Here is an 18,956-nt window from a genome sequence, read left to right as displayed (position 1 = left end):
CTTTATGTTAAGTCCGCTGCTTAAACGCTATACCTGGAACAGCACCTGGCTGTACTACGTCAGAATTTTTATCGCGCTTTGTGGCACAACAGCGCTACCCTGGTGGCTGGGCGATGTTAAGCTGACCATCCCGCTCACGCTGGGTATGGTCGCTGCCGCGCTGACCGATCTGGACGATCGCCTCGCTGGCCGACTGCGCAATTTGATCATTACGTTGATCTGCTTTTTTATTGCCTCGGCTTCCGTAGAACTGCTCTTCCCATGGCCATGGCTGTTTGCCATTGGGTTAACGCTTTCCACCAGCGGCTTCATTCTGCTGGGGGGCTTGGGCCAGCGCTATGCAACCATCGCCTTTGGGGCGTTGTTGATTGCCATTTATACCATGCTGGGAACGTCGCTTTACGATCAGTGGTATCAGCAGCCGATCCTGTTGCTCGCTGGCGCTATCTGGTACAACCTTCTGACGCTGACCGGGCATCTTCTGTTCCCCATCCGCCCACTGCAGGACAATCTGGCGCGTAGCTACGAACAGTTAGCGCACTACCTGGAACTGAAATCACGCCTTTTTGATCCCGACATTGAAGATGAAAGCCAGGCGCCGTTGTATGATTTGGCCCTCGCTAATGGGCAATTGATGGCGACGCTAAACCAGACAAAGGTATCGTTACTGACTCGCCTGCGCGGCGACCGCGGTCAGCGCGGAACGCGTCGCACGCTACATTACTATTTTGTAGCGCAGGATATTCACGAACGCGCCAGCTCCTCCCATATTCAGTATCAAACGCTACGCGACCATTTCCGTCACAGCGACGTGATGTTTCGCTTCCAGCGCTTGATGTCGATGCAGGGGCAAGCCTGCACCCAGTTGTCCCGCTGTATTTTATTACGCACGCCTTACCAGCACGATCCGCACTTTGAGCGCGTCTTCACGCATATAGATGCCGCCCTGGAGCGTATGCGTGCGAGCGGTGCGCCTGCAGACCTGCTCAACACGCTGGGATTTTTACTCTCAAACCTGCGAGCTATCGACGCCCAACTGGCCACCATCGAGTCAGAACAGGCTCAGGTACTCTCGCGTAATGAGTCTGAAAATCAGCTTGCCGATGACAGTCCGCATGGGTTCAGCGATATCTGGTTACGTCTGAGCCGTAATTTTACGCCTGAGTCAGCCCTGTTTCGCCATGCAGTACGCATGTCGCTGGTGCTTTGTGTCGGCTATGCCATTATCCAGATTACCGGGATGAACCACGGATACTGGATCCTGCTGACCAGTCTGTTTGTCTGTCAGCCAAACTACAACGCTACCCGACATCGCCTGGCGCTAAGGATTATCGGTACATTGGTAGGAATCGCCATTGGTTTACCTATCCTGTGGTTCGTTCCCTCTCTGGAAGGTCAGTTGATACTTTTGGTGATCACTGGCGTACTGTTTTTTGCCTTTCGCAACGTCCAGTATGCGCACGCCACGATGTTTATCACGCTGCTGGTACTGCTGTGCTTTAATCTGCTCGGTGAAGGTTTCGAAGTTGCGCTGCCGCGCGTTATCGATACGCTGATAGGGTGTGCCATCGCATGGGCTGCCGTGAGTTTCATCTGGCCTGACTGGCGTTTTCGTAACCTGCCGCGTGTCATTGAGCGGGCCACTGACGCAAACTGTCGTTACCTTGATGCTATTCTCGAACAATATCATCAGGGTCGTGATAACCGTATGGCATACCGTATCGCCCGTCGTGACGCGCACAATCGTGATGCAGAGCTTGCCTCCGTGGTGTCGAACATGTCGAGTGAACCGGATGTCACGGCCCAAACGCGAGAAACAGCATTTCGCTTGCTGTGCCTCAATCATACGTTTACCAGTTACATTTCCGCCCTTGGCGCACACCGCGAACAGTTAACCAACCCGGAAGTTCTGGCATTACTGGATGATGCCGTCTGCTATGTTGATGACGCGCTTCACTATCAACCCGCAGACGAACAGCGCGTCTACCAGGCGCTGGAGGGGCTGAAGCATCGAATTCAGCATCTTGAGCCAAGTCCGGATAGTAAAGAACCGCTTGTTATACAGCAAGTTGGGCTATTGATCGCCCTGCTACCGGAAATCCGGCGATTACAACAGCAAATTGCCGTGCTGCCTTCTAATACCCCGGCTTCGGCGTCAGGGAACTGACCCACTCCACCAGTTCCTGGCGACGGACCGCCGGGAGCGCAGCTTCATGCACGCCACCGACCGCGCCTTCAAGGGCATAAAGTATTTTTACCGTCAGGGCTGGATTATTTTGCCGCAGTTTCAGCCAGCACATTTGGGCGCCCAACGTTCGCAATGTTCCCTCATCTTTAATTCCTGCTTCATTTAGCAGGGTCTCCAGATGAAACGTCATATTTGGTAGTTCCCGCAGACGATGTTGAGCAAAGCGACTCTGTTTTTCCTTAACAGCAGCATCTAATGAGTACCGCGATAACGACACCAACTGCTGCTGGTTTTGCCACAGCGCATCATTCACCTGATAGTAGTTGAGTACCACCGGACGCCCGCGCTTTATAAATGTCAGCCAGACAGGCGAATTTTTTACACAGTACTGTACGCTCTGTTCGCAGGCCCGAAGATATAACTCACCGCTGGCGACCATAGCAAAGACCGTATCCCCAACCGTCAAACTGTAGCTGCCAAATAATGAGCGATAGTGAATTGTTCCCAGAGACGCCAGATATTCTTGTGATTTATAGATCTTTGCATAAGAAAGTTCTTTCATAAAAATCCTTTTAAATCATAACGTAAGCAAATGATTTTCAATAACAGATCCGTTAATGACGAAAATAGGCAACTTATTCGTACGGGGCAAGATGAATTTTATTTTTCCCGTAACTACGACTAAAAATTGCGAACCTGTTTCCGAAAATAAGGTTGATCTTTATTGATAGCAGGGTTACTGTATATCCATACAGTAACTCACAGGGCTGGATTGATTATGTACACTTCAGGCTATGCAAATCGTTCTTCGTCGTTCTCTTCCACATCAAGCAACATTGCGCGCGTTTCATCAGAGAACGCAACCGCTGGGCTTATCAGTGAAGTGGTCTATCGCGAGGACCAGCCCATGATGACGCAACTACTGCTGCTTCCCCTGCTGCAGCAGTTAGGGCAGCAATCACGCTGGCAGCTGTGGCTGACGCCTCAGCAAAAATTAAGTCGGGAGTGGGTACAGTCGGCCGGGCTTCCATTGACAAAAGTGATGCAGATTCGCCAACTCTCCCCCTGCAATACGCTGGAATCGATGATCCGTGCGCTGCGCACAGGTAATTACAGCGTCGTTATCGGCTGGCTGGGAGAAGAGTTAACGGAAGACGAACACGCTGAACTGGTTAAAGCGGCTGAAGAAGGAAATGCTATGGGATTTATCATGCGTCCTGTTCGCGCACAGTCACTTGCGGGGAGACAGCATTCCGGGCTAAAAATTCACTCGAATTTGTATCATTGAGTAAAATTAGGATTTATCCTGGAATTTTTTTTCATGCTTCAATTTGCCTTTGAGCTTTAACGCGTTTTTCGTGCGAACGCCTGTCTCAAGCGGTTTTCAGGAAATCTCCAGTGCATTTAGACATCAATAAATGTTAAATATTATGTATACAAGCCTTTTTTTTTCATATGCCTGACGGACTTCACACTTGTAAGTTTTCAACTACGTTGTAGACTTTACATCGCCAGGGGTGCTCGGCGTAAGCCGCAGATATCGGTAGAGTAACTATTGAACTGGTCCCCGGGTGAAGGATTTAACCGTGTTATCTCTCTTCGGAGATATTCATGGCGAATTTTGGATGATAACGAGGCGCAAAAAATGAAAAAGACAGCTATCGCAATTGCAGTGGCACTGGCTGGTTTCGCTACCGTGGCGCAGGCCGCTCCGAAAGATAACACCTGGTACGCTGGTGCTAAACTGGGCTGGTCTCAGTACCATGATATTGGCAACAACCAGATCAACAACGCCGGCCCTACCCACGAAAGCCAACTGGGTGCTGGTGCGTTCGGTGGTTATCAGGTTAACCCGTACGTTGGTTTCGAAATGGGTTATGACTGGTTAGGCCGTATGCCGTACAAAGGCTACACTGACCAGACTCACAACAACGGCGCTTTCAAAGCTCAGGGCGTTCAGCTGACCGCTAAACTGGGTTACCCAATCACTGACGATCTGGACGTTTATACCCGTCTGGGTGGTATGGTTTGGCGTGCAGACGCTAAAAACAACACCGGCTTCAAAGACCACGACACTGGTGTATCCCCAGTATTCGCTGGTGGCGTAGAGTATGCAATTACTCCTGAAATCGCTACCCGTCTGGAATACCAGTGGACCAACAACATCGGTGACGCGAACACCGTTGGCGGTCGTCCGGATAACGGTCTGTTAAGCGTTGGTGTTTCTTACCGTTTCGGCCAGCAGGAAGAAGCAGCTCCAGTAGTTGTTGCTCCAGCTCCGGCTCCAGAAGTACAGACCAAGCACTTCACTCTGAAGTCTGACGTTCTGTTCAACTTCAACAAAGCAACTCTGAAACCAGAAGGCCAGCAGGCTCTGGACCAGATGTACAGCCAGCTGAGCAACCTGGATCCGAAAGACGGTTCCGTAGTGGTTCTGGGCTTTACTGACCGCATCGGTTCTGACGCTTACAACCAGGGTCTGTCCGAGAAACGTGCTCAGTCCGTTGTTGATTACCTGATCTCTAAAGGTATTCCTTCTGACAAAATCTCTGCACGTGGCATGGGCGAATCTAACCCGGTTACTGGCAACACCTGTGACAACGTGAAAGCTCGCGCTGCACTGATCGACTGCCTGGCTCCGGATCGTCGTGTTGAGATCGAAGTTAAAGGTATCAAAGACGTTGTAACTCAGCCTCAGGCTTAAGTTATCGTCTTATAAAAAAACCCCGCATCGCGGGGTTTTTTTTCATCTGTGTTTTAATCAAAGCACACTACTACGTCACCCATTAAACCACCCTGCCACTACTCTTTTCCCAGCAGTGCCTGTAAATCCTGTTTTAAGGTTGACATTTTATTCGCGTACTTCTCTTTATGCTCCGCATCTTCAATCAGTTGCACAATGGTTTCAGAAAGCGTTTTACCGCGCCGCTGCGCAAGGCCTGCTAAGCGTTGCCAAACCATGAATTCCAGATCGATAGATTTCTTTCGTGTATGCTGATGCTCAGCATTAAAATGCCGCTTGCGCCTCGCCCGTATGGTCTGTTTCATACGATTGAGTAGCGCAGGGTTCATGTGTTCTTCAATCCAGGTATTGACCCGAACCGGTTCATTTTCGAGGGTTAGCAATAAATCAACGGCTTCTTTGGCAGCGCTGGCCTCTACGTAACGGGTTATTAATTCCCCCTCACGATGCTTCTTCACCAGGTACTTCCACTTCCAGCCGCTTTCAAGATTTTCAAGTTGTTGATATTTCATTGCGATCTCAATGTTACCGTGTAACTCTTATCAGAATATCAGCTTTTTGAGCAACTGAAGAAAAGAATATCCAGCCTGTGAACTGCCGCGCGTCATCACTTCCGTTTCGCGGTGCTTTCCAGGTGTGTAGTGATGAGGGTTACGGTATAATCTCGTTTTTAACAACAGACTAAAAAACATCAACTTTGACCATTACGAAACTTGCATGGCGTGATCTGGTTCCTGATACCGACAGTTATCAGGAAGTATTTGCACAGCCGCACGTCACTGACGACACCGATACCTTACTTAGTGATACTCAGCCACGTTTACAATTCGCGCTAGAGCAGCTTCTGCAGCACTGGACGACGTCCTCGTTCATGCTGGTAAAAGCACCGGAAGAGCTTGAATACCTTAACCTTATTGCAACTGCTGCACATACACTGCACACGGACGCAGGACGCCTGACTGGGGGTCATTATGATATCTCTGGTCACACTATCCGCTATCGTACAGCGGAAAAAGCAGAAGACAATTTTGCGACGCTAACTCAGGTGGTCAACGCTGACTGGGTTGAAGCCGAGCAACTGTTTGGCTGCCTGCGTCAGTTCAATGGCGATATTTCCCTGCAACCAGGTCTGGTGCATCAGGCGAATGGTGGGGTGTTGGTTATCTCATTACGCACTCTGCTGGCACAACCGCTGTTGTGGATGCGTCTGAAAGCCATTGTCAGCCACGAGCGCTTTGACTGGGTAGCTTTTGATGAGTCTCGCCCATTGCCCGTTTCCGTTCCGCCGATGCCGCTTAAACTGAAAGTGATTTTAGTCGGGGAGCGTGAATCACTGGCAGATTTTCAGGACATGGAGCCAGAACTGGCTGAGCAGGCCATCTACAGCGAATTTGAAGACAACCTGCAGATAGTCGATGCCGAAACCATGACACAGTGGTGCCAGTGGGTAACGCATACCGCCACGCGCAACAATTTGCCCTACCCCGCGCCTGATGCCTGGCAGGTTCTAATCCGCGAAGCGGTGCGCTATACCGGCGAACAGGATACGTTGCCGCTTAACCCCTTGTGGATCATCCGACAGTTCAAAGAAGTGGCCCCGCTATGCGAGAGCGAAACCTGCACAGCGGAACAGTTCAGCCTGATGCTGGCGCAGCGCGAATGGCGAGAAGGATTCCTGGCCGAACGTATGCAGGATGAGATCCTGCAAGAGCAAATCCTTATTGAAACGGAAGGCGAGCGAATTGGTCAGATCAACGCCCTGTCGGTCATTGAGTTTCCGGGTCATCCTCGCGCGTTTGGAGAACCATCACGTATCAGCTGCGTGGTGCATATTGGCGATGGCGAATTCACAGATATTGAGCGCAAAGCCGAGCTGGGAGGAAATATTCATGCCAAGGGGATGATGATTATGCAGGCGTTCCTGATGTCTGAACTCCAGCTTGAGCAGCAAATTCCCTTCTCGGCCTCGCTGACCTTTGAACAATCATACAGCGAAGTTGATGGTGACAGCGCGTCCATGGCGGAATTGTGCGCATTGATTAGCGCCCTCGCCGACGTCCCTGTGAATCAAAGCATCGCCATTACGGGTTCTGTCGATCAATTTGGTCGGGCGCAACCTGTCGGCGGTCTTAACGAGAAAATTGAAGGTTTCTTCGCCATCTGCCAGCAGCGTGAGCTGACAGGTACTCAGGGCGTTATCATTCCATCAGCTAATGTCAGACACCTGAGCCTGCAACCGGCACTGCTACAGGCCATAGAAGAAGAAAAATTCACTATCTGGGCGGTGGACGACGTAACCGATGCATTGCCGCTATTACTAAATCTGGTGTGGGATGGCGAAGGCCAGACAACGCTGATGCAAACCATCCAGGAACGTATTGCGACAGCAACGCAACAGGAAGGCCGTCACCGTTTTCCATGGCCGCTACGTTGGCTGAACTGGATTATTCCGAACTGATCGGACTTGTTCAGCGTACACGTGTTAGCTATCCTGCGTGCTTCAATAAAATAAGGCTTACAGAGAACATGGTAGATAAACGCGAATCCTATACAAAAGAAGACCTTCTTGCCTCTGGTCGCGGTGAGCTGTTTGGCGCAAAAGGCCCGCAACTGCCTGCACCAAGCATGCTGATGATGGACCGTGTCATTAAGATGACCGAAACCGGTGGCAACTTTGACAAAGGTTATGTTGAAGCTGAACTGGATATTAACCCGGACCTGTGGTTCTTCGGATGCCACTTCATCGGCGATCCGGTGATGCCAGGCTGCCTGGGTCTGGATGCCATGTGGCAGCTGGTTGGATTCTATCTCGGCTGGCTGGGCGGCGAAGGTAAAGGCCGTGCGCTGGGCGTAGGCGAAGTGAAATTCACCGGTCAGGTTCTGCCGACTGCGAAGAAAGTCACTTACCGCATTCACTTCAAACGTATCGTTAACCGTCGCCTGATCATGGGCCTGGCTGATGGCGAAGTGCTGGTTGATGGTCGTCTGATCTACACCGCAAACGATCTGAAAGTGGGTCTTTTCCAGGACACTTCCGCGTTCTAATCGCAGAGATCAGGCGTTGCGTCGTTGTCGGATGACAGCGTAAACGCCTTATCCGGTCTGCAAAAAGGCGAAACCTCCGCTCTGCGGAGGTTTCTTTTATCTAAAGAGACAGAATCAGGCCATTAAAACCCTATCCCCCATGGCTTCTCGCCAGCCTCCCAGCCAGTATGATCTCTGATTCAGCGCCTGATAGGGACACATTTCTTTTGAGCGTCCGGCAATGCCGGCCTGATATCCACGTTGATGTGCCCGTTCCAGGCGATCTCGTTTTTGTCTCTTCATGCCTCGTTTCCCTCATCTTTAGTTCTGGTGGAAAAGAAAACAGTGATTACTAAGTGTGCAATCACACTAAACGAATACCCCTAAACATCAGGCTCGTCAATGCGCAAAATTCACGCCAGTGTCATATTTGTGAGCTACCCGCGAAATCATTTGTACAAAAAAAATCAGACAGAACAGTTATCTCCACGGCTAAAAAATAAAAAAAACCGCCCCGGGCAATGAACCAGGGGCGGCATAATTTACAATTATTTAAGCTTAAGGGATGCGTTTCAGCTCTTGAGCTATGGCCGTCGCTTCCTGACTCCAGGCGCTGGCGAGAACCTTCACCATCTCATCGTAGCCGTCCCTGGTCTGCACTGCTTCGATGTGGAACGGACGCTTGATCAACTGCCCCTGGTGATTCAGTAACCATTCTCCGCTGACAATAACCTTCCCATCGTACCTACCGTGGAAGCCGGTCACAGTGACGTTCAGCGTGTCCTGTGTGCTTCCCAGCGGCTGCGAAGCGACAACCCAGCCAGGTAATTGCATACTGAGGTTCGTCACCAGCGTATTGCGCAATTGCTGATCTAAAGGACTGGCCCAGAGATTATTATTCGCTATCACATATTGCACATCGCTGGTCTGGTAAACCACCCCATTACCCGCCAGATAGTCCGGCACCGCAATCTGCTCAACCCACAGCAGCCGGTTACCCTGGTTGGCGGAGCTTTGGACGCCCCCTTGCGCGATAGGAAGCTGGTAATAGCTTTTATTTTCTCCGCTGGAGCTGCATGACGTCAGCCAGACCGCCATCATCACCACTAGCCACTTTTTCATTGTTTCGCCCTCTTCGGCTCTGGATCTTTTTTGTCCTTCGCTTCAAATACCAGCGCATTGCTCTTATCGTTCAACGTTTTCAGTACCGGTTGCAGTTCGCGCAGTACCTGATCAAGACGCTGCATATCCGCCACCATCTTGTTGTAGGCTGCCGAGCCCGGCTGGAAGCCCTGCATGCTACGATTAAGTTCACGCAACGTATTTTGCATATCCGCCGGAAGATCCTGCATTGACTGGCTGGATGTGATCTTATTCATATTATCCAGCGTGGTTTGCAGATGCTTCATCGTACGCTGGCTTTCTGACAACGTATTGGTCGCCTGCTCAATCATCGGGTTCAACGGCAGATTATTAATCTTATCCAGCGCTTCCATCAGGCGCTGCTGGATCTGCGCTAAACCGCCACTCACCGTCGGGATAATCTGATAACCATTAAATTCTCGTACACCACTAATCGGTGGTTCTTTCGGGTAGAAGTCGAGATCGACATACAGCGCGCCGGTCACCAGATTCCCGGTTTTCAGCGATGCGCGTAATCCGCGTTTGAGCAATTGCTCCAGATGAGCGCCAACATCAGTGTCCTCGCCCAGCTGTGCTTTCAGGCGCTCAGGCTCGATGCGTACCAACACCGGAATGCGGTAATCATTGTTAAATACCTGACGCATGTTCGGTGAGAAGAAAGGTACTTTACTCACCGTCCCCAGACGAATGCCGCGGAATTCCAGCGGCGCGCCTGGCTGCAGACCACGAATCGAATCCTTAAAGAACATCAGGTAGTCAATATGATCGGTATACAGGGAATCCTGAATACTTTTTTGATCGTCATAAAGATTAAACGCGGACTGTTGCCCAACCGGCTCACCTTGTTCTAAACCTTCTGGCACATCAAAACTTACGCCACCGCCAAACAACGTGGAGAGCGATCCCATTTCCACACGCATACCTGCGGAGGTAAGATCCACGGCGATCCCACTGTCTTTCCAGAAACGCACATTGCTGGTCACCAGACGATCGTTAGGCGCATTAATGAAAAGCTGGTAGCTGATAGTACGCTTTTGCGCATCGAAGGTGCTGGTCTCAACCGACCCCACACGATATCCACGGAACAATACCGGATCGCCGGGGCTTAACTGCCCGGCTTTTTTACTGTCCAGTATCACGCGGATCCCTTTCGCATCTGGCGGTGCCAGCGGCGGTGAATCCAGTAGTTGGTAATTTTCCAGCTTATTCCCTTTATTGCCGGGCTGCAGTTCAATATATGCCCCGGACAATAGCGTGCCCAGGCCGCTGATACCTTCACGACCAACCTGCGGCTTCACCACCCAAAAAACAGAGTCTTTATGCAGCAGCTTTTCCATTCCGGAGTTAAGACGAGCTTTAATCTCCACATGGGTCAAATCATCCGTCAGAGTCGCGCTCTCGACGATGCCGACATCCACGCTGCGGCTTTTAATCGTCGTTTTGCCGCCTTCAATCCCTTCGGCATTGGTGGTAATCAGCGTGACTTCCGGCCCCTGATGGCTGTAATGATAAAACAGGACCCACGCGCCAATAAGCGCAGTAACGATCGGGAATATCCACACGGGCGACCAGTTTTTCACCTTCTGCACTTTGGCTTCCCCACTTTTAGATTCCATGCTGTCAGGACTCCTCATGATCTGGTTCTGGTTCACGGTCCCACGACAGACGCGGATCAAATGTCATCGCAGAAAACATTGTCATAATGACGACTAAAGCAAACATCAAAGCACCCATTGCAGGATAAATGTTCATTAACCCTCCCATGCGCACCAGCGCAGAGAGTACCGCAATCACAAAAACGTCGATCATTGACCAGCGACCGACAAATTCCACCACTTCATAAATCAAGTGCATACGTTCACTGTCACGTTTGCCGTGCCCCTTGGCATCCCAACATAGCCAGGCAATGGCAATCATTTTCAACGTCGGCACCATAATACTGGCGATAAAGATAACCGCCGCCACCGGATAAGAGCCCTCGCTCCAAATCAAAACCACGCCTTCAAGAATCGTTGACGGCAACTTGGATCCGAGCAAATCGGTAATCATGATCGGCAGGATGTTGGCAGGAAGATAAAGCATGATTGACGTGAACAATAACGCCATCGTCCATTGCAGACTGTTTTTGCGACGCACGTAGCCTTTCGTCTCGCAGCGCGGGCACACCCGTTCGTCAGCGGGAAGAATCGCGGTGCAGCAGGAACAAGAACGCAACCCCTGCCGGATGCCGGGCACGCCTGGCTTTAATTCCTGGTTAATGACAGGCATTGGCGCAATATCATCCCACAGCCAACGGCGGTCAACGCACTGAAACGCCCGTAGCTGTAGTACACAAAAGAAGCACCATGGGATGAAACTGCTGCCCACGCCGATATCACCATAAGCCATCAGCTTAACGAAACTGACCAGCACTCCGGCGAGGAAGATTTCCGCCATCCCCCAGCTTTTCAACTGGAACAGGACGCGCGCAAGCCTGGCCTTTAGCCAGCCAGGCATTTCGGCACGGTTCACCAGCAGCAGAATAGTCAGTAAACAAAACGCGGGAACCAACTGGACGAATAATAAAAAAAACGTGCCGAGGCTGGCGTAATCTTCAGAGAAGAGCACGCTGGGGATTTCCAGCAACGTCACTTCGCTGCTTACCCCTGCGACGTTCATATTCACAAAAGGGAAGAGGTTTGATAAAAGCAGCATGAACAGCGCTGCTAAAACATAGGCAGTAGGACGCTGCCTCGGCGCGTCCCACTCAACCGTTAACGTAGTGCCACATCGTGGACATGCCGCTTTCTGACCATGCTCAAGGCGCGGTAACGCCACCAGCATGTCACACTGCGAACACAAAATATGCTTCGCGGCATGGTGATGTTCGCACATATGTGCTCCTTTAAATTATGCGCCATTCTTCAAAGATTCAAGATACTCCCAGCGCTCAAAGGCTTGCTCAAGTTCTTGTTCCGCTTCGTTCAGATTAGCTAAAACTTGTTGCGTTTGCTCGTGCGGCTGACTGAAAAAAGCGGCGTCAGCAACCTGAGCTTGTAATGTTTCCAGCTTAGCTTCCAGTTCTTCAAGCAATGCGGGGAGCTGCTCCAGTTCGCGCTGCAGTTTATAGCTTAGTTTGCTCGTGCCACGTTTGACAATTTCTGCTTTAGGAGCAACAGCTTCCTCTGTTTTTTTCACAACGGGCTGTTTAAACGCCACATGCTGCGATTGCTGGCTGCGCGCGTCATGGTAACCGCCGACATAACGACCAATTTTACCACCGCCTTCGAAGATCCAACATTCCGTAACGGTATTATCCACAAACTGACGGTCGTGGCTCACCAGCAGTACGGTGCCCTGATAGCTGTCAATCAGCTCTTCAAGCAGTTCCAGCGTTTCGACGTCAAGATCGTTCGTTGGTTCATCGAGAATTAAAAGATTACTGGGTTTCAGGAACAAACGCGCCAGCAACAGACGATTTCGTTCCCCACCGGAGAGCGCGCGTACTGGCGTCATCGCCCGTTTCGGGTGGAACAGGAAGTCCTGCAGGTAGCCCAGCACATGGCGGGGTTTACCGTTGACCATCACCTCTTGTTTACCTTCGGCCAGATTGTCCATCACGGTTTTATCCGGATCCAGTTCAGCCCGGTGCTGATCGAAATAAGCCACTTCCAGCTTGGTCCCAACATGAATACGTCCACTGTCAGCCTGCAGTTGGCCTAGCATCAGTTTGAGCAGCGTCGTCTTGCCGCAACCGTTAGGGCCAATTAACGCAATTTTGTCGCTGCGCTGCACCTGTGCAGAGAAATCTTTTACCAGTTGCTTACCATCAACCTGATAATCCACATTCTCCATTTCGAAGACAATCTTGCCCGAACGGCTCGCCTCTTCAACCTGCATCTTCGCCGTGCCCATCACTTCGCGACGTTCCCCGCGCTCGCGACGCATCGCTTTCAGGGCGCGCACACGGCCTTCGTTACGGGTACGACGCGCTTTGATACCCTGGCGGATCCAAACCTCTTCCTGCGCCAGCTTGCGATCAAACTCCGCGTTTTGTAACTCTTCTACCCGCAGCGCTTCTTCTTTCTCCAGCAGATACTGATCGTAGTTCCCCGGATAGGTCACCAGTTTGCCGCGGTCAAGATCAACAATACGCGTCGCCATGTTGCGAATAAATGAACGGTCGTGGGAAATGAAAATGATTGTCCCGTTGAAGGATTTCAGGAACCCTTCCAGCCAGTCGATTGTTTCAATGTCCAGATGGTTCGTCGGTTCATCGAGCAGCAATACGCGCGGATTACTCACCAACGCGCGGCCCAGCGCCGCTTTACGCAGCCAACCACCAGACAGCGACGAAAGCGCGGCGTTAGGATCCAGCCCCAGTTGCGCCAACACTTCATTAATGCGACTTTCGAGCTGCCACAGATTGTGGTGATCGAGCATTTCCTGAACCCGCGCCATCTCATTCAGATTTCTGTCGCTGGGATCGGTCATGACAAGGCGCGAAATATCATGATACCGCTTCAGGTATTCAGCCTGTTCCTCAATACCTTCGGCAACGAAGTCATACACGCTGCCCTCGACATTACGCGGCGGATCCTGTTGCAGACGCGCGACGACCAGATCCTGCTCATAAATAATACGCCCGTCGTCAAGACCCTGTTCACGGTTCAGGATCTTCATCAGCGTCGATTTGCCCGCGCCGTTACGGCCTACCAGACAGACGCGTTCGTTATCCTCGATATGCAGTTCCGCATTATCAAGAAGGGGCGCATCGCTGAACGACAGCCATGCACCATGCATACTGATCAATGACATTTACTTATCCTTTCAGGCTGCGGTAATCAGCCAGCAATTGTGGATCTGACGGTTACGGGCAAAGTCCTGGGAAAGCGTTTTTTGGGTAATTTCTTGTGCTTTCAATCCCAGCTCAGCCAGACCCTCGAGATCCATACGGAATCCACGTTTGTTGTTGGAGAACATGATCGTCCCGTCTTTACGTAACAGACGTTTCAGATCTTTCATCAGCGCCAGATGATCGCGCTGCACATCAAACGAATCTTCCATGCGTTTAGAGTTAGAGAACGTTGGCGGATCGATGAAAATCAGATCGAACTGTTCATTGGCATCGCGCAGCCAGCCCAGACAATCGGCCTGAATTAAACGGTGAGCGCGACCACTCAGGCCGTTCAAACGCAGGTTGCGTTCAGCCCATTCCAGGTAGGTACGCGACATATCAACCGTCGTGGTGCTCCGCGCGCCGCCCAGTCCGGCATGAACGCTGGCGCTACCGGTGTAGGAGAACAGATTGAGGAAATCCTTACCTTTACTCATCTGACCCAGCATGCGACGCGCAATGCGGTGATCGAGGAACAAACCGGTATCAAGATAGTCAGTCAGGTTCACCCACAGACGAGCGTTGTACTCGCTTACCTCAATGAATTCACCCTTCTCATTCATCTTCTGATACTGGTTCTTGCCTTTTTGACGTTCACGGGTTTTCAGCACCAGTTTATTCGGAGCAATCTCAAGTACCGAGAGCGTAGCGGCAATGATGTCGAACAGGCGTTGACGCGCTTTCTGCGCATCGACCGTTTTCGGCGGCGCGTATTCCTGCACCACGACCCAGTCACCGTAGCGATCTACCGCCACGTTGTATTCCGGCAGGTCGGCATCGTACAGGCGATAGCATTCAATACCTTCCTGACGCGCCCATTTTTCCAGCTTCTTAAGATTCTTACGCAGGCGGTTGGCATAATCTTCCGCGACCGTGGCAGGCTTACTGTCGGCGGTGGTTTCTGCAACGTGATAGTTCTTCTGCACGCAATCCAGCGGACCATTTTTCGCTTTAAACTGCTTATCAGCACGTAATTGCAGGCTGCTGAGCAAATCCGGCGAGGCGCTAAACAGGGACAGATTCCAGCCGCCAAACTGGTTTTTCATTGTGCGCCCCAGCAGGCTGTGCAGGGCAATCAGCGCCGGTTCGCTATCCAGACGTTCGCCGTACGGCGGGTTGCTGATAACCGTCCCGTACGGTCCTTTCGGTAACGGGTTGCTCAGTTTGGCGACATCTTTAACTTCAAACGTCATCAGATCGGCAATGCCGGCGCGACGGGCGTTACTGCGTGCTTTTTCAATTACGCGAGCATCGCTGTCAGATCCATAGAAGTGCGAGGTGTAGTCTGCGAGACCCTTACGCGCGCGCACCTGCGCTTCGGCTTTAACCTCTTGCCACACAGCGTCATCGTGCTGCGCCCAACCGCTAAAGCCCCAATAACCACGGTGCAGACCAGGCGCACGATCGGTTGCCCACATCGCCGCTTCAATCAGCAGTGTACCGGAGCCACACATCGGATCGAGTAACGGCGTGCCCGGTTGCCAACCTGAACGCATCACAATGGCGGCAGCCAGCGTTTCTTTAATCGGCGCCTGACCTGCGCGATCGCGATACCCACGCTGATGCAGGCCATCACCGCTCAGATCGAGCGCAATACTGGCGGTATCTTTATTCAGCCACACGTTAATGCGCAGATCCGGAGATTCACGATCCACATTCGGACGCGGCAGATTTTTACGGGTAAAGGCGTCGACAATCGCATCCTTTACCTTCAGCGCCCCGTACTGACTATTACGAATGGTTTCGTTCAGGCCGCTAAAATGCACCGCAAATGTAGCGCCCGGATTAAATATCTCTGTCCAGTCGATTGCCTGAACACCGAGGTACAGATCAAGATCGCTGTAGACCTTGCACTCTCCCATCGGCAGGATAATGCGCGAGGCCAGGCGGCTCCACATCAGGCTCTGGTAAACAAGCCGCGTGTCGCCCTTAAAATGGACCCCACCCTGAACGACCTGACACTCCAGCGCGCCAAGGTTTTCCAGTTCAGTTTTTAACAGCTCTTCCAGCCCGCGGGCCGTACTGGCAAACAGAGAATTCATAATGTCACTTTTACTCCGAGAAAATTGCTGCGCATTATAGCTAATATGGGCGGTATGTCATAAAGTTGAAGGCTTATTTTCGCTCGAGGGGCTGTACAGTGGTCACGTTAACCCGACTTTTTATTCATCCGGTTAAATCAATGCGCGGTATTGGGCTTACCCACGCTCTGGCAGACGTTAGTGGTCTCGCCTTTGATCGCATATTTATGATTACCGAACCCGACGGGACGTTCATTACCGCCCGACAGTTCCCACAGATGGTGCGTTTTACCCCTTCCCCTTTCCACGATGGATTGCATCTTACGGCGCCAGACGGTAGCAGCGCGCTTGTGCGATTTGCCGACTTCGCCCTGCAGGATGCGCCGACGGAAGTGTGGGGCAACCATTTTACCGCGCGTATTGCGCCAGCGGCTATCAACCAGTGGCTGAGCGGTTTTTTCTCCCGTGACGTGCAGCTTCGCTGGGTTGGTCCGCAGCTGACGCGCCGAGTGAAGCGCCGCGATGATGTTCCGTTATCCTTTGCCGATGGTTATCCCTACCTTTTAACTAACGAAGCGTCATTGCGCGATTTGCAACAGCGCTGCCCGGCAAGCGTAAAAATGGAGCAGTTTCGCCCCAATCTGGTGGTTTCAGGCGCTGCCGCCTGGGAAGAAGATACCTGGAAAGTGATCCGCATTGGCGAGGTTATTTTTGACGTGGCTAAACCTTGTAGCCGCTGCATTTTCACCACCGTCAGCCCTGAAAAAGGTCAGAAGCATCCGTCCGGCGAACCGCTGGCCACGCTGCAAAGCTTTCGCACTGCGACGGATAACGGCGATGTCGATTTTGGTCAGAATCTCATTGCGCGTAACAGTGGCGTGATTCGCGTCGGCGACGAGGTTGAAATTCTGTCCACCGGTCCGGCCAGAGTATATGGCGCGGCAGAAACCGATGATACTGCCCCGGTGCAACAACCCGATGCCACGGTGCTTATCGAGTGGCAGGGACAGACCTTTCGCGGAAATAATCAGCAGGTATTGCTTGAACAGCTGGAAAACCAGGGTATCCGGGTTCCCTACTCATGTCGGGCGGGAATTTGCGGATGCTGTCGAATTCGGTTGGTAGAAGGCGAAGTGAGCCCGCTGAAAAAATCAGCGATGGGAGATGACGGGACAATTCTGTGCTGCAGTTGTGTGCCCAAAACGGCAATCAGGCTGGAAAGTTAAACCGCCTGCTCAAGGCTGAAACTGTCAACAATTGTCTGCGGTTTCAGTCTGTCATTCATGATTTTAATTGCGTCGCCAAGCTGCATGGTGCGTCCGGCAATCACCACGCCCGGTTGCGCCAGCAGACAAAGCGCGGCGTTTTCACCCGGCTCAACCACTAACAGGTTTACCTGTTCATCGGTATCGCTTAAATCGACACAGGCAGCGTCCCCTGGCACTGGCGTCCAGTTAATGCCGTGGGCGACAAAGTGCCAACTTTTTGGCATCTGCGGCTTAAGATAACGAATAGCCACCAGCGCATTGAGCACCAGTTCCGCTTTTTGTTCTTTCGCTAAATCCAGATAGCGGCATTTTTCTTCAAAGGAAAAATAAAGCGCGGCGTCATCAACGCAAAATCCGGAAGGAGTAAAGGCATCAGGCGTGAGCATTTTACGAGCAAAACGCGAACGGAATAACATACCATTGGCTAAATCGAGCATCATACGATCGTGCTCTTCATCATAATACCAGCGCCAGTTATCGTCGGGTTTAATTCGCATCAGTTTCTCTCCTTTCCTTAATCATCGCCGTTACGACAGTATCCTTTTGCCGCTTCGTTTATTGCCCTAATAATAAAAGCTCAGAATGTTTAAATAAGCAACAGTAAAGGAATATAAAACAACCAGGGCTAGAAATAAAGCCCTGGATTGTGATTATGGTAGCATTCAGATATTGGTGACGATTTCTTTAATCAACGGCGGGCCTTTAAAAATAAAGCCCGAATAAATCTGTACGAGGGTTGCGCCGGCGGCTATTTTCTCGCGCGCGGCAATCACCGAGTCAATACCGCCAACGCCAATAATCGGTAACTGACCATTTAATTCCTGAGACAACTGGCGAATAATTTCTGTACTTTTTAATTGTAACGGACGACCGCTCAGTCCCCCCATTTGATCGCAATTTTTCATTCCCTGTACGAGAGAACGATCGAGAGTGGTGTTAGTTGCAATTACACCATCAATATTATGCCGAACTAAACTGTCGGCAACCTGGATCAGTTCTTCGACGGAAAGATCCGGCGCGATCTTTACGGCCACCGGAACATATTTATGGTGGATCGCTTGCAGATCGTTTTGCTTATTTTTAATTGCCGTCAGCAGATCATCCAGCGCTTCACCGTATTGCAGCGTGCGTAATCCCGGCGTATTCGGTGAAGAGATATTAATCGCGATATAACCGGCATAAGCATAGACTTTTTCCATACAAATCAGATAGTCATCTTTGCCGTTTTCTACCGGAGTATCTTTATTCTTACCAATATTAATGCCGAGAATGCCGTCAAAATGTGATTTCTTAACGTTCTCTACCAGGTTATCAACACCCAGGTTATTGAATCCCATGCGGTTGATCAAACCTTCCGCATCCACCAGACGGAACAGACGTGGTTTATCGTTCCCGGGCTGAGGGCGTGGCGTCACGGTACCAATTTCAATTGAACCGAATCCCATCGCACCGAGCGCATCAATGCACTCCCCGTCTTTATCCAGTCCGGCAGCAAGCCCGAGCGGATTTTTAAACGTCAGCCCCATACAGGTAACCGGTTTTGCGGGTACTTTCTGGCGGACAAGCGCTTCGAGCGGCGTGCCGGTAATGCGACGTAACTGCTGGAATGTCAATTCATGAGCGCGCTCAGGATCGAGCTGGAAAAGGGCTTTACGAACGAAGGGGTAGTACATGAACTCTCCTGGATTCCCGG

16 protein-coding genes are annotated in these 18,956 nt (G+C 51.4%); 6 read left to right on the top strand and 10 right to left on the bottom strand.

All coding sequences use genetic code 11. The annotated features are described in order from the left end of the window. Positions 1–4 precede the first annotated feature (4 nt). Complete coding sequence (gene yccS / locus FOB24_RS10460; RefSeq protein ID WP_150344868.1) at positions 5–2,167, top strand: YccS family putative transporter; 2,163 nt, start codon at positions 5–7, stop codon at positions 2,165–2,167. Here yccS and FOB24_RS10455 read toward each other — a convergent pair. Continuing rightward, positions 2,136–2,750: a TfoX/Sxy family DNA transformation protein gene (locus FOB24_RS10455; RefSeq protein ID WP_087857544.1), complete on the bottom strand. Its 615-nt coding sequence runs from the start codon at positions 2,748–2,750 to the stop codon at positions 2,136–2,138. The genes yccS and FOB24_RS10455 overlap by 32 nt on opposite strands. Positions 2,751–2,966: 216 nt before the next feature. Between FOB24_RS10455 and sulA the strand changes: the two genes are divergently transcribed. Both sulA and ompA read left to right on the top strand, forming a co-directional pair. Next, positions 2,967–3,476, top strand: coding sequence for an SOS-induced cell division inhibitor SulA (gene sulA / locus FOB24_RS10450; RefSeq protein WP_038639432.1), 510 nt, complete (start codon positions 2,967–2,969; stop codon positions 3,474–3,476). A gap of 357 nt (positions 3,477–3,833) precedes the next feature. Beyond that, positions 3,834–4,892 carry a porin OmpA gene (gene ompA, locus FOB24_RS10445; RefSeq protein ID WP_038639429.1) on the top strand — a complete coding sequence of 353 codons (1,059 nt, stop codon included), beginning with the start codon at positions 3,834–3,836 and terminating at the stop codon, positions 4,890–4,892. A gap of 98 nt (positions 4,893–4,990) precedes the next feature. On the opposite strand, the gene matP is transcribed toward ompA, so the two are convergent. Then, positions 4,991–5,443, bottom strand: a complete 453-nt coding sequence (matP, locus tag FOB24_RS10440) for a macrodomain Ter protein MatP (protein WP_042314187.1) — start codon at positions 5,441–5,443, stop codon at positions 4,991–4,993. Between the two features lie 185 nt (positions 5,444–5,628). On the opposite strand from matP, the gene FOB24_RS10435 reads away from it, so the two are divergent. Together FOB24_RS10435 and fabA are read left to right on the top strand one after the other, a co-directional pair. Next, entirely contained in the window at positions 5,629–7,389 is a 1,761-nt protein-coding gene (locus FOB24_RS10435) for an AAA family ATPase (protein ID WP_150344867.1), read from the top strand. Positions 7,390–7,457: 68 nt separating this feature from the next. Then, positions 7,458–7,976 (top strand): bifunctional 3-hydroxydecanoyl-ACP dehydratase/trans-2-decenoyl-ACP isomerase, encoded by a 519-nt coding sequence (gene fabA, locus FOB24_RS10430; RefSeq protein ID WP_003035875.1) that lies wholly within the window; start codon positions 7,458–7,460, stop codon positions 7,974–7,976. A 114-nt stretch (positions 7,977–8,090) separates the two neighbouring features. Here the strand turns inward: fabA and rmf are convergent, their stop codons facing one another. From rmf to rlmKL, 6 genes are all read right to left on the bottom strand, one after another. Next, on the bottom strand, positions 8,091–8,258 hold the full coding sequence (rmf, locus tag FOB24_RS10425; RefSeq protein WP_071888121.1) for a ribosome modulation factor: 168 nt from the start codon (positions 8,256–8,258) through the stop codon (positions 8,091–8,093). A 255-nt stretch (positions 8,259–8,513) separates the two neighbouring features. Then, positions 8,514–9,077 carry a membrane integrity-associated transporter subunit PqiC gene (gene pqiC / locus FOB24_RS10420; protein ID WP_038639420.1) on the bottom strand — a complete coding sequence of 188 codons (564 nt, stop codon included), beginning with the start codon at positions 9,075–9,077 and terminating at the stop codon, positions 8,514–8,516. Then, on the bottom strand, positions 9,074–10,714 hold the full coding sequence (pqiB, locus tag FOB24_RS10415) for an intermembrane transport protein PqiB (protein WP_038639416.1): 1,641 nt from the start codon (positions 10,712–10,714) through the stop codon (positions 9,074–9,076). The genes pqiC and pqiB overlap by 4 nt, the downstream gene beginning before the upstream one ends. A 4-nt stretch (positions 10,715–10,718) precedes the next feature. After that, on the bottom strand, positions 10,719–11,972 hold the full coding sequence (pqiA, locus tag FOB24_RS10410; RefSeq protein ID WP_038639412.1) for a membrane integrity-associated transporter subunit PqiA: 1,254 nt from the start codon (positions 11,970–11,972) through the stop codon (positions 10,719–10,721). Positions 11,973–11,987: 15 nt separating this feature from the next. Then, the gene (locus FOB24_RS10405; RefSeq protein WP_121528844.1) at positions 11,988–13,895 is read right to left on the bottom strand and encodes an ABC transporter ATP-binding protein; all 1,908 of its coding nucleotides are present in this window, start codon (positions 13,893–13,895) and stop codon (positions 11,988–11,990) included. Between the two features lie 12 nt (positions 13,896–13,907). Further along, positions 13,908–16,016 carry a bifunctional 23S rRNA (guanine(2069)-N(7))-methyltransferase RlmK/23S rRNA (guanine(2445)-N(2))-methyltransferase RlmL gene (gene rlmKL, locus FOB24_RS10400; RefSeq protein WP_085048601.1) on the bottom strand — a complete coding sequence of 703 codons (2,109 nt, stop codon included), beginning with the start codon at positions 16,014–16,016 and terminating at the stop codon, positions 13,908–13,910. A 98-nt stretch (positions 16,017–16,114) separates the two neighbouring features. On the opposite strand from rlmKL, the gene FOB24_RS10395 reads away from it, so the two are divergent. Beyond that, positions 16,115–17,221, top strand: coding sequence for a YcbX family protein (locus FOB24_RS10395; RefSeq protein ID WP_061381848.1), 1,107 nt, complete (start codon positions 16,115–16,117; stop codon positions 17,219–17,221). Here the strand turns inward: FOB24_RS10395 and zapC are convergent. Both zapC and pyrD read right to left on the bottom strand, forming a co-directional pair. Beyond that, positions 17,218–17,760: a cell division protein ZapC gene (gene zapC / locus FOB24_RS10390; RefSeq protein ID WP_150344866.1), complete on the bottom strand. Its 543-nt coding sequence runs from the start codon at positions 17,758–17,760 to the stop codon at positions 17,218–17,220. The genes FOB24_RS10395 and zapC overlap by 4 nt on opposite strands. Before the next feature lie 165 nt (positions 17,761–17,925). After that, complete coding sequence (pyrD, locus tag FOB24_RS10385; protein ID WP_038639394.1) at positions 17,926–18,936, bottom strand: quinone-dependent dihydroorotate dehydrogenase; 1,011 nt, start codon at positions 18,934–18,936, stop codon at positions 17,926–17,928. Between the last annotated feature and the right edge of the window lie 20 nt (positions 18,937–18,956).

This window comes from Citrobacter werkmanii, assembly GCF_008693645.1.
Classification (GTDB): Bacteria; Pseudomonadota; Gammaproteobacteria; order Enterobacterales; family Enterobacteriaceae; genus Citrobacter; species Citrobacter werkmanii.
The sequence above is the reverse complement of the archived record's forward strand: the minus strand, read 5'-3'. Positions and strand labels throughout refer to the sequence as shown.

Excerpts from the sequence above, each read along its gene's own strand:
- yccS (WP_150344868.1), top strand. The coding sequence starts at position 5 with ATGTTAAGTCCGCTGCTTAAACGCTATACCTGGAACAGCACCTGGCTG.
- FOB24_RS10455 (WP_087857544.1), bottom strand. The coding sequence starts at position 2,750 with ATGAAAGAACTTTCTTATGCAAAGATCTATAAATCACAAGAATATCTG.
- sulA (WP_038639432.1), top strand. The coding sequence starts at position 2,967 with ATGTACACTTCAGGCTATGCAAATCGTTCTTCGTCGTTCTCTTCCACA.
- ompA (WP_038639429.1), top strand. The coding sequence starts at position 3,834 with ATGAAAAAGACAGCTATCGCAATTGCAGTGGCACTGGCTGGTTTCGCT.
- matP (WP_042314187.1), bottom strand. The coding sequence starts at position 5,443 with ATGAAATATCAACAACTTGAAAATCTTGAAAGCGGCTGGAAGTGGAAG.
- fabA (WP_003035875.1), top strand. The coding sequence starts at position 7,458 with ATGGTAGATAAACGCGAATCCTATACAAAAGAAGACCTTCTTGCCTCT.
- rmf (WP_071888121.1), bottom strand. The coding sequence starts at position 8,258 with ATGAAGAGACAAAAACGAGATCGCCTGGAACGGGCACATCAACGTGGA.
- pqiC (WP_038639420.1), bottom strand. The coding sequence starts at position 9,077 with ATGAAAAAGTGGCTAGTGGTGATGATGGCGGTCTGGCTGACGTCATGC.
- pqiB (WP_038639416.1), bottom strand. The coding sequence starts at position 10,714 with ATGGAATCTAAAAGTGGGGAAGCCAAAGTGCAGAAGGTGAAAAACTGG.
- pqiA (WP_038639412.1), bottom strand. The coding sequence starts at position 11,972 with ATGTGCGAACATCACCATGCCGCGAAGCATATTTTGTGTTCGCAGTGT.
- FOB24_RS10405 (WP_121528844.1), bottom strand. The coding sequence starts at position 13,895 with ATGTCATTGATCAGTATGCATGGTGCATGGCTGTCGTTCAGCGATGCG.
- rlmKL (WP_085048601.1), bottom strand. The coding sequence starts at position 16,016 with ATGAATTCTCTGTTTGCCAGTACGGCCCGCGGGCTGGAAGAGCTGTTA.
- zapC (WP_150344866.1), bottom strand. The coding sequence starts at position 17,760 with ATGCGAATTAAACCCGACGATAACTGGCGCTGGTATTATGATGAAGAG.
- pyrD (WP_038639394.1), bottom strand. The coding sequence starts at position 18,936 with ATGTACTACCCCTTCGTTCGTAAAGCCCTTTTCCAGCTCGATCCTGAG.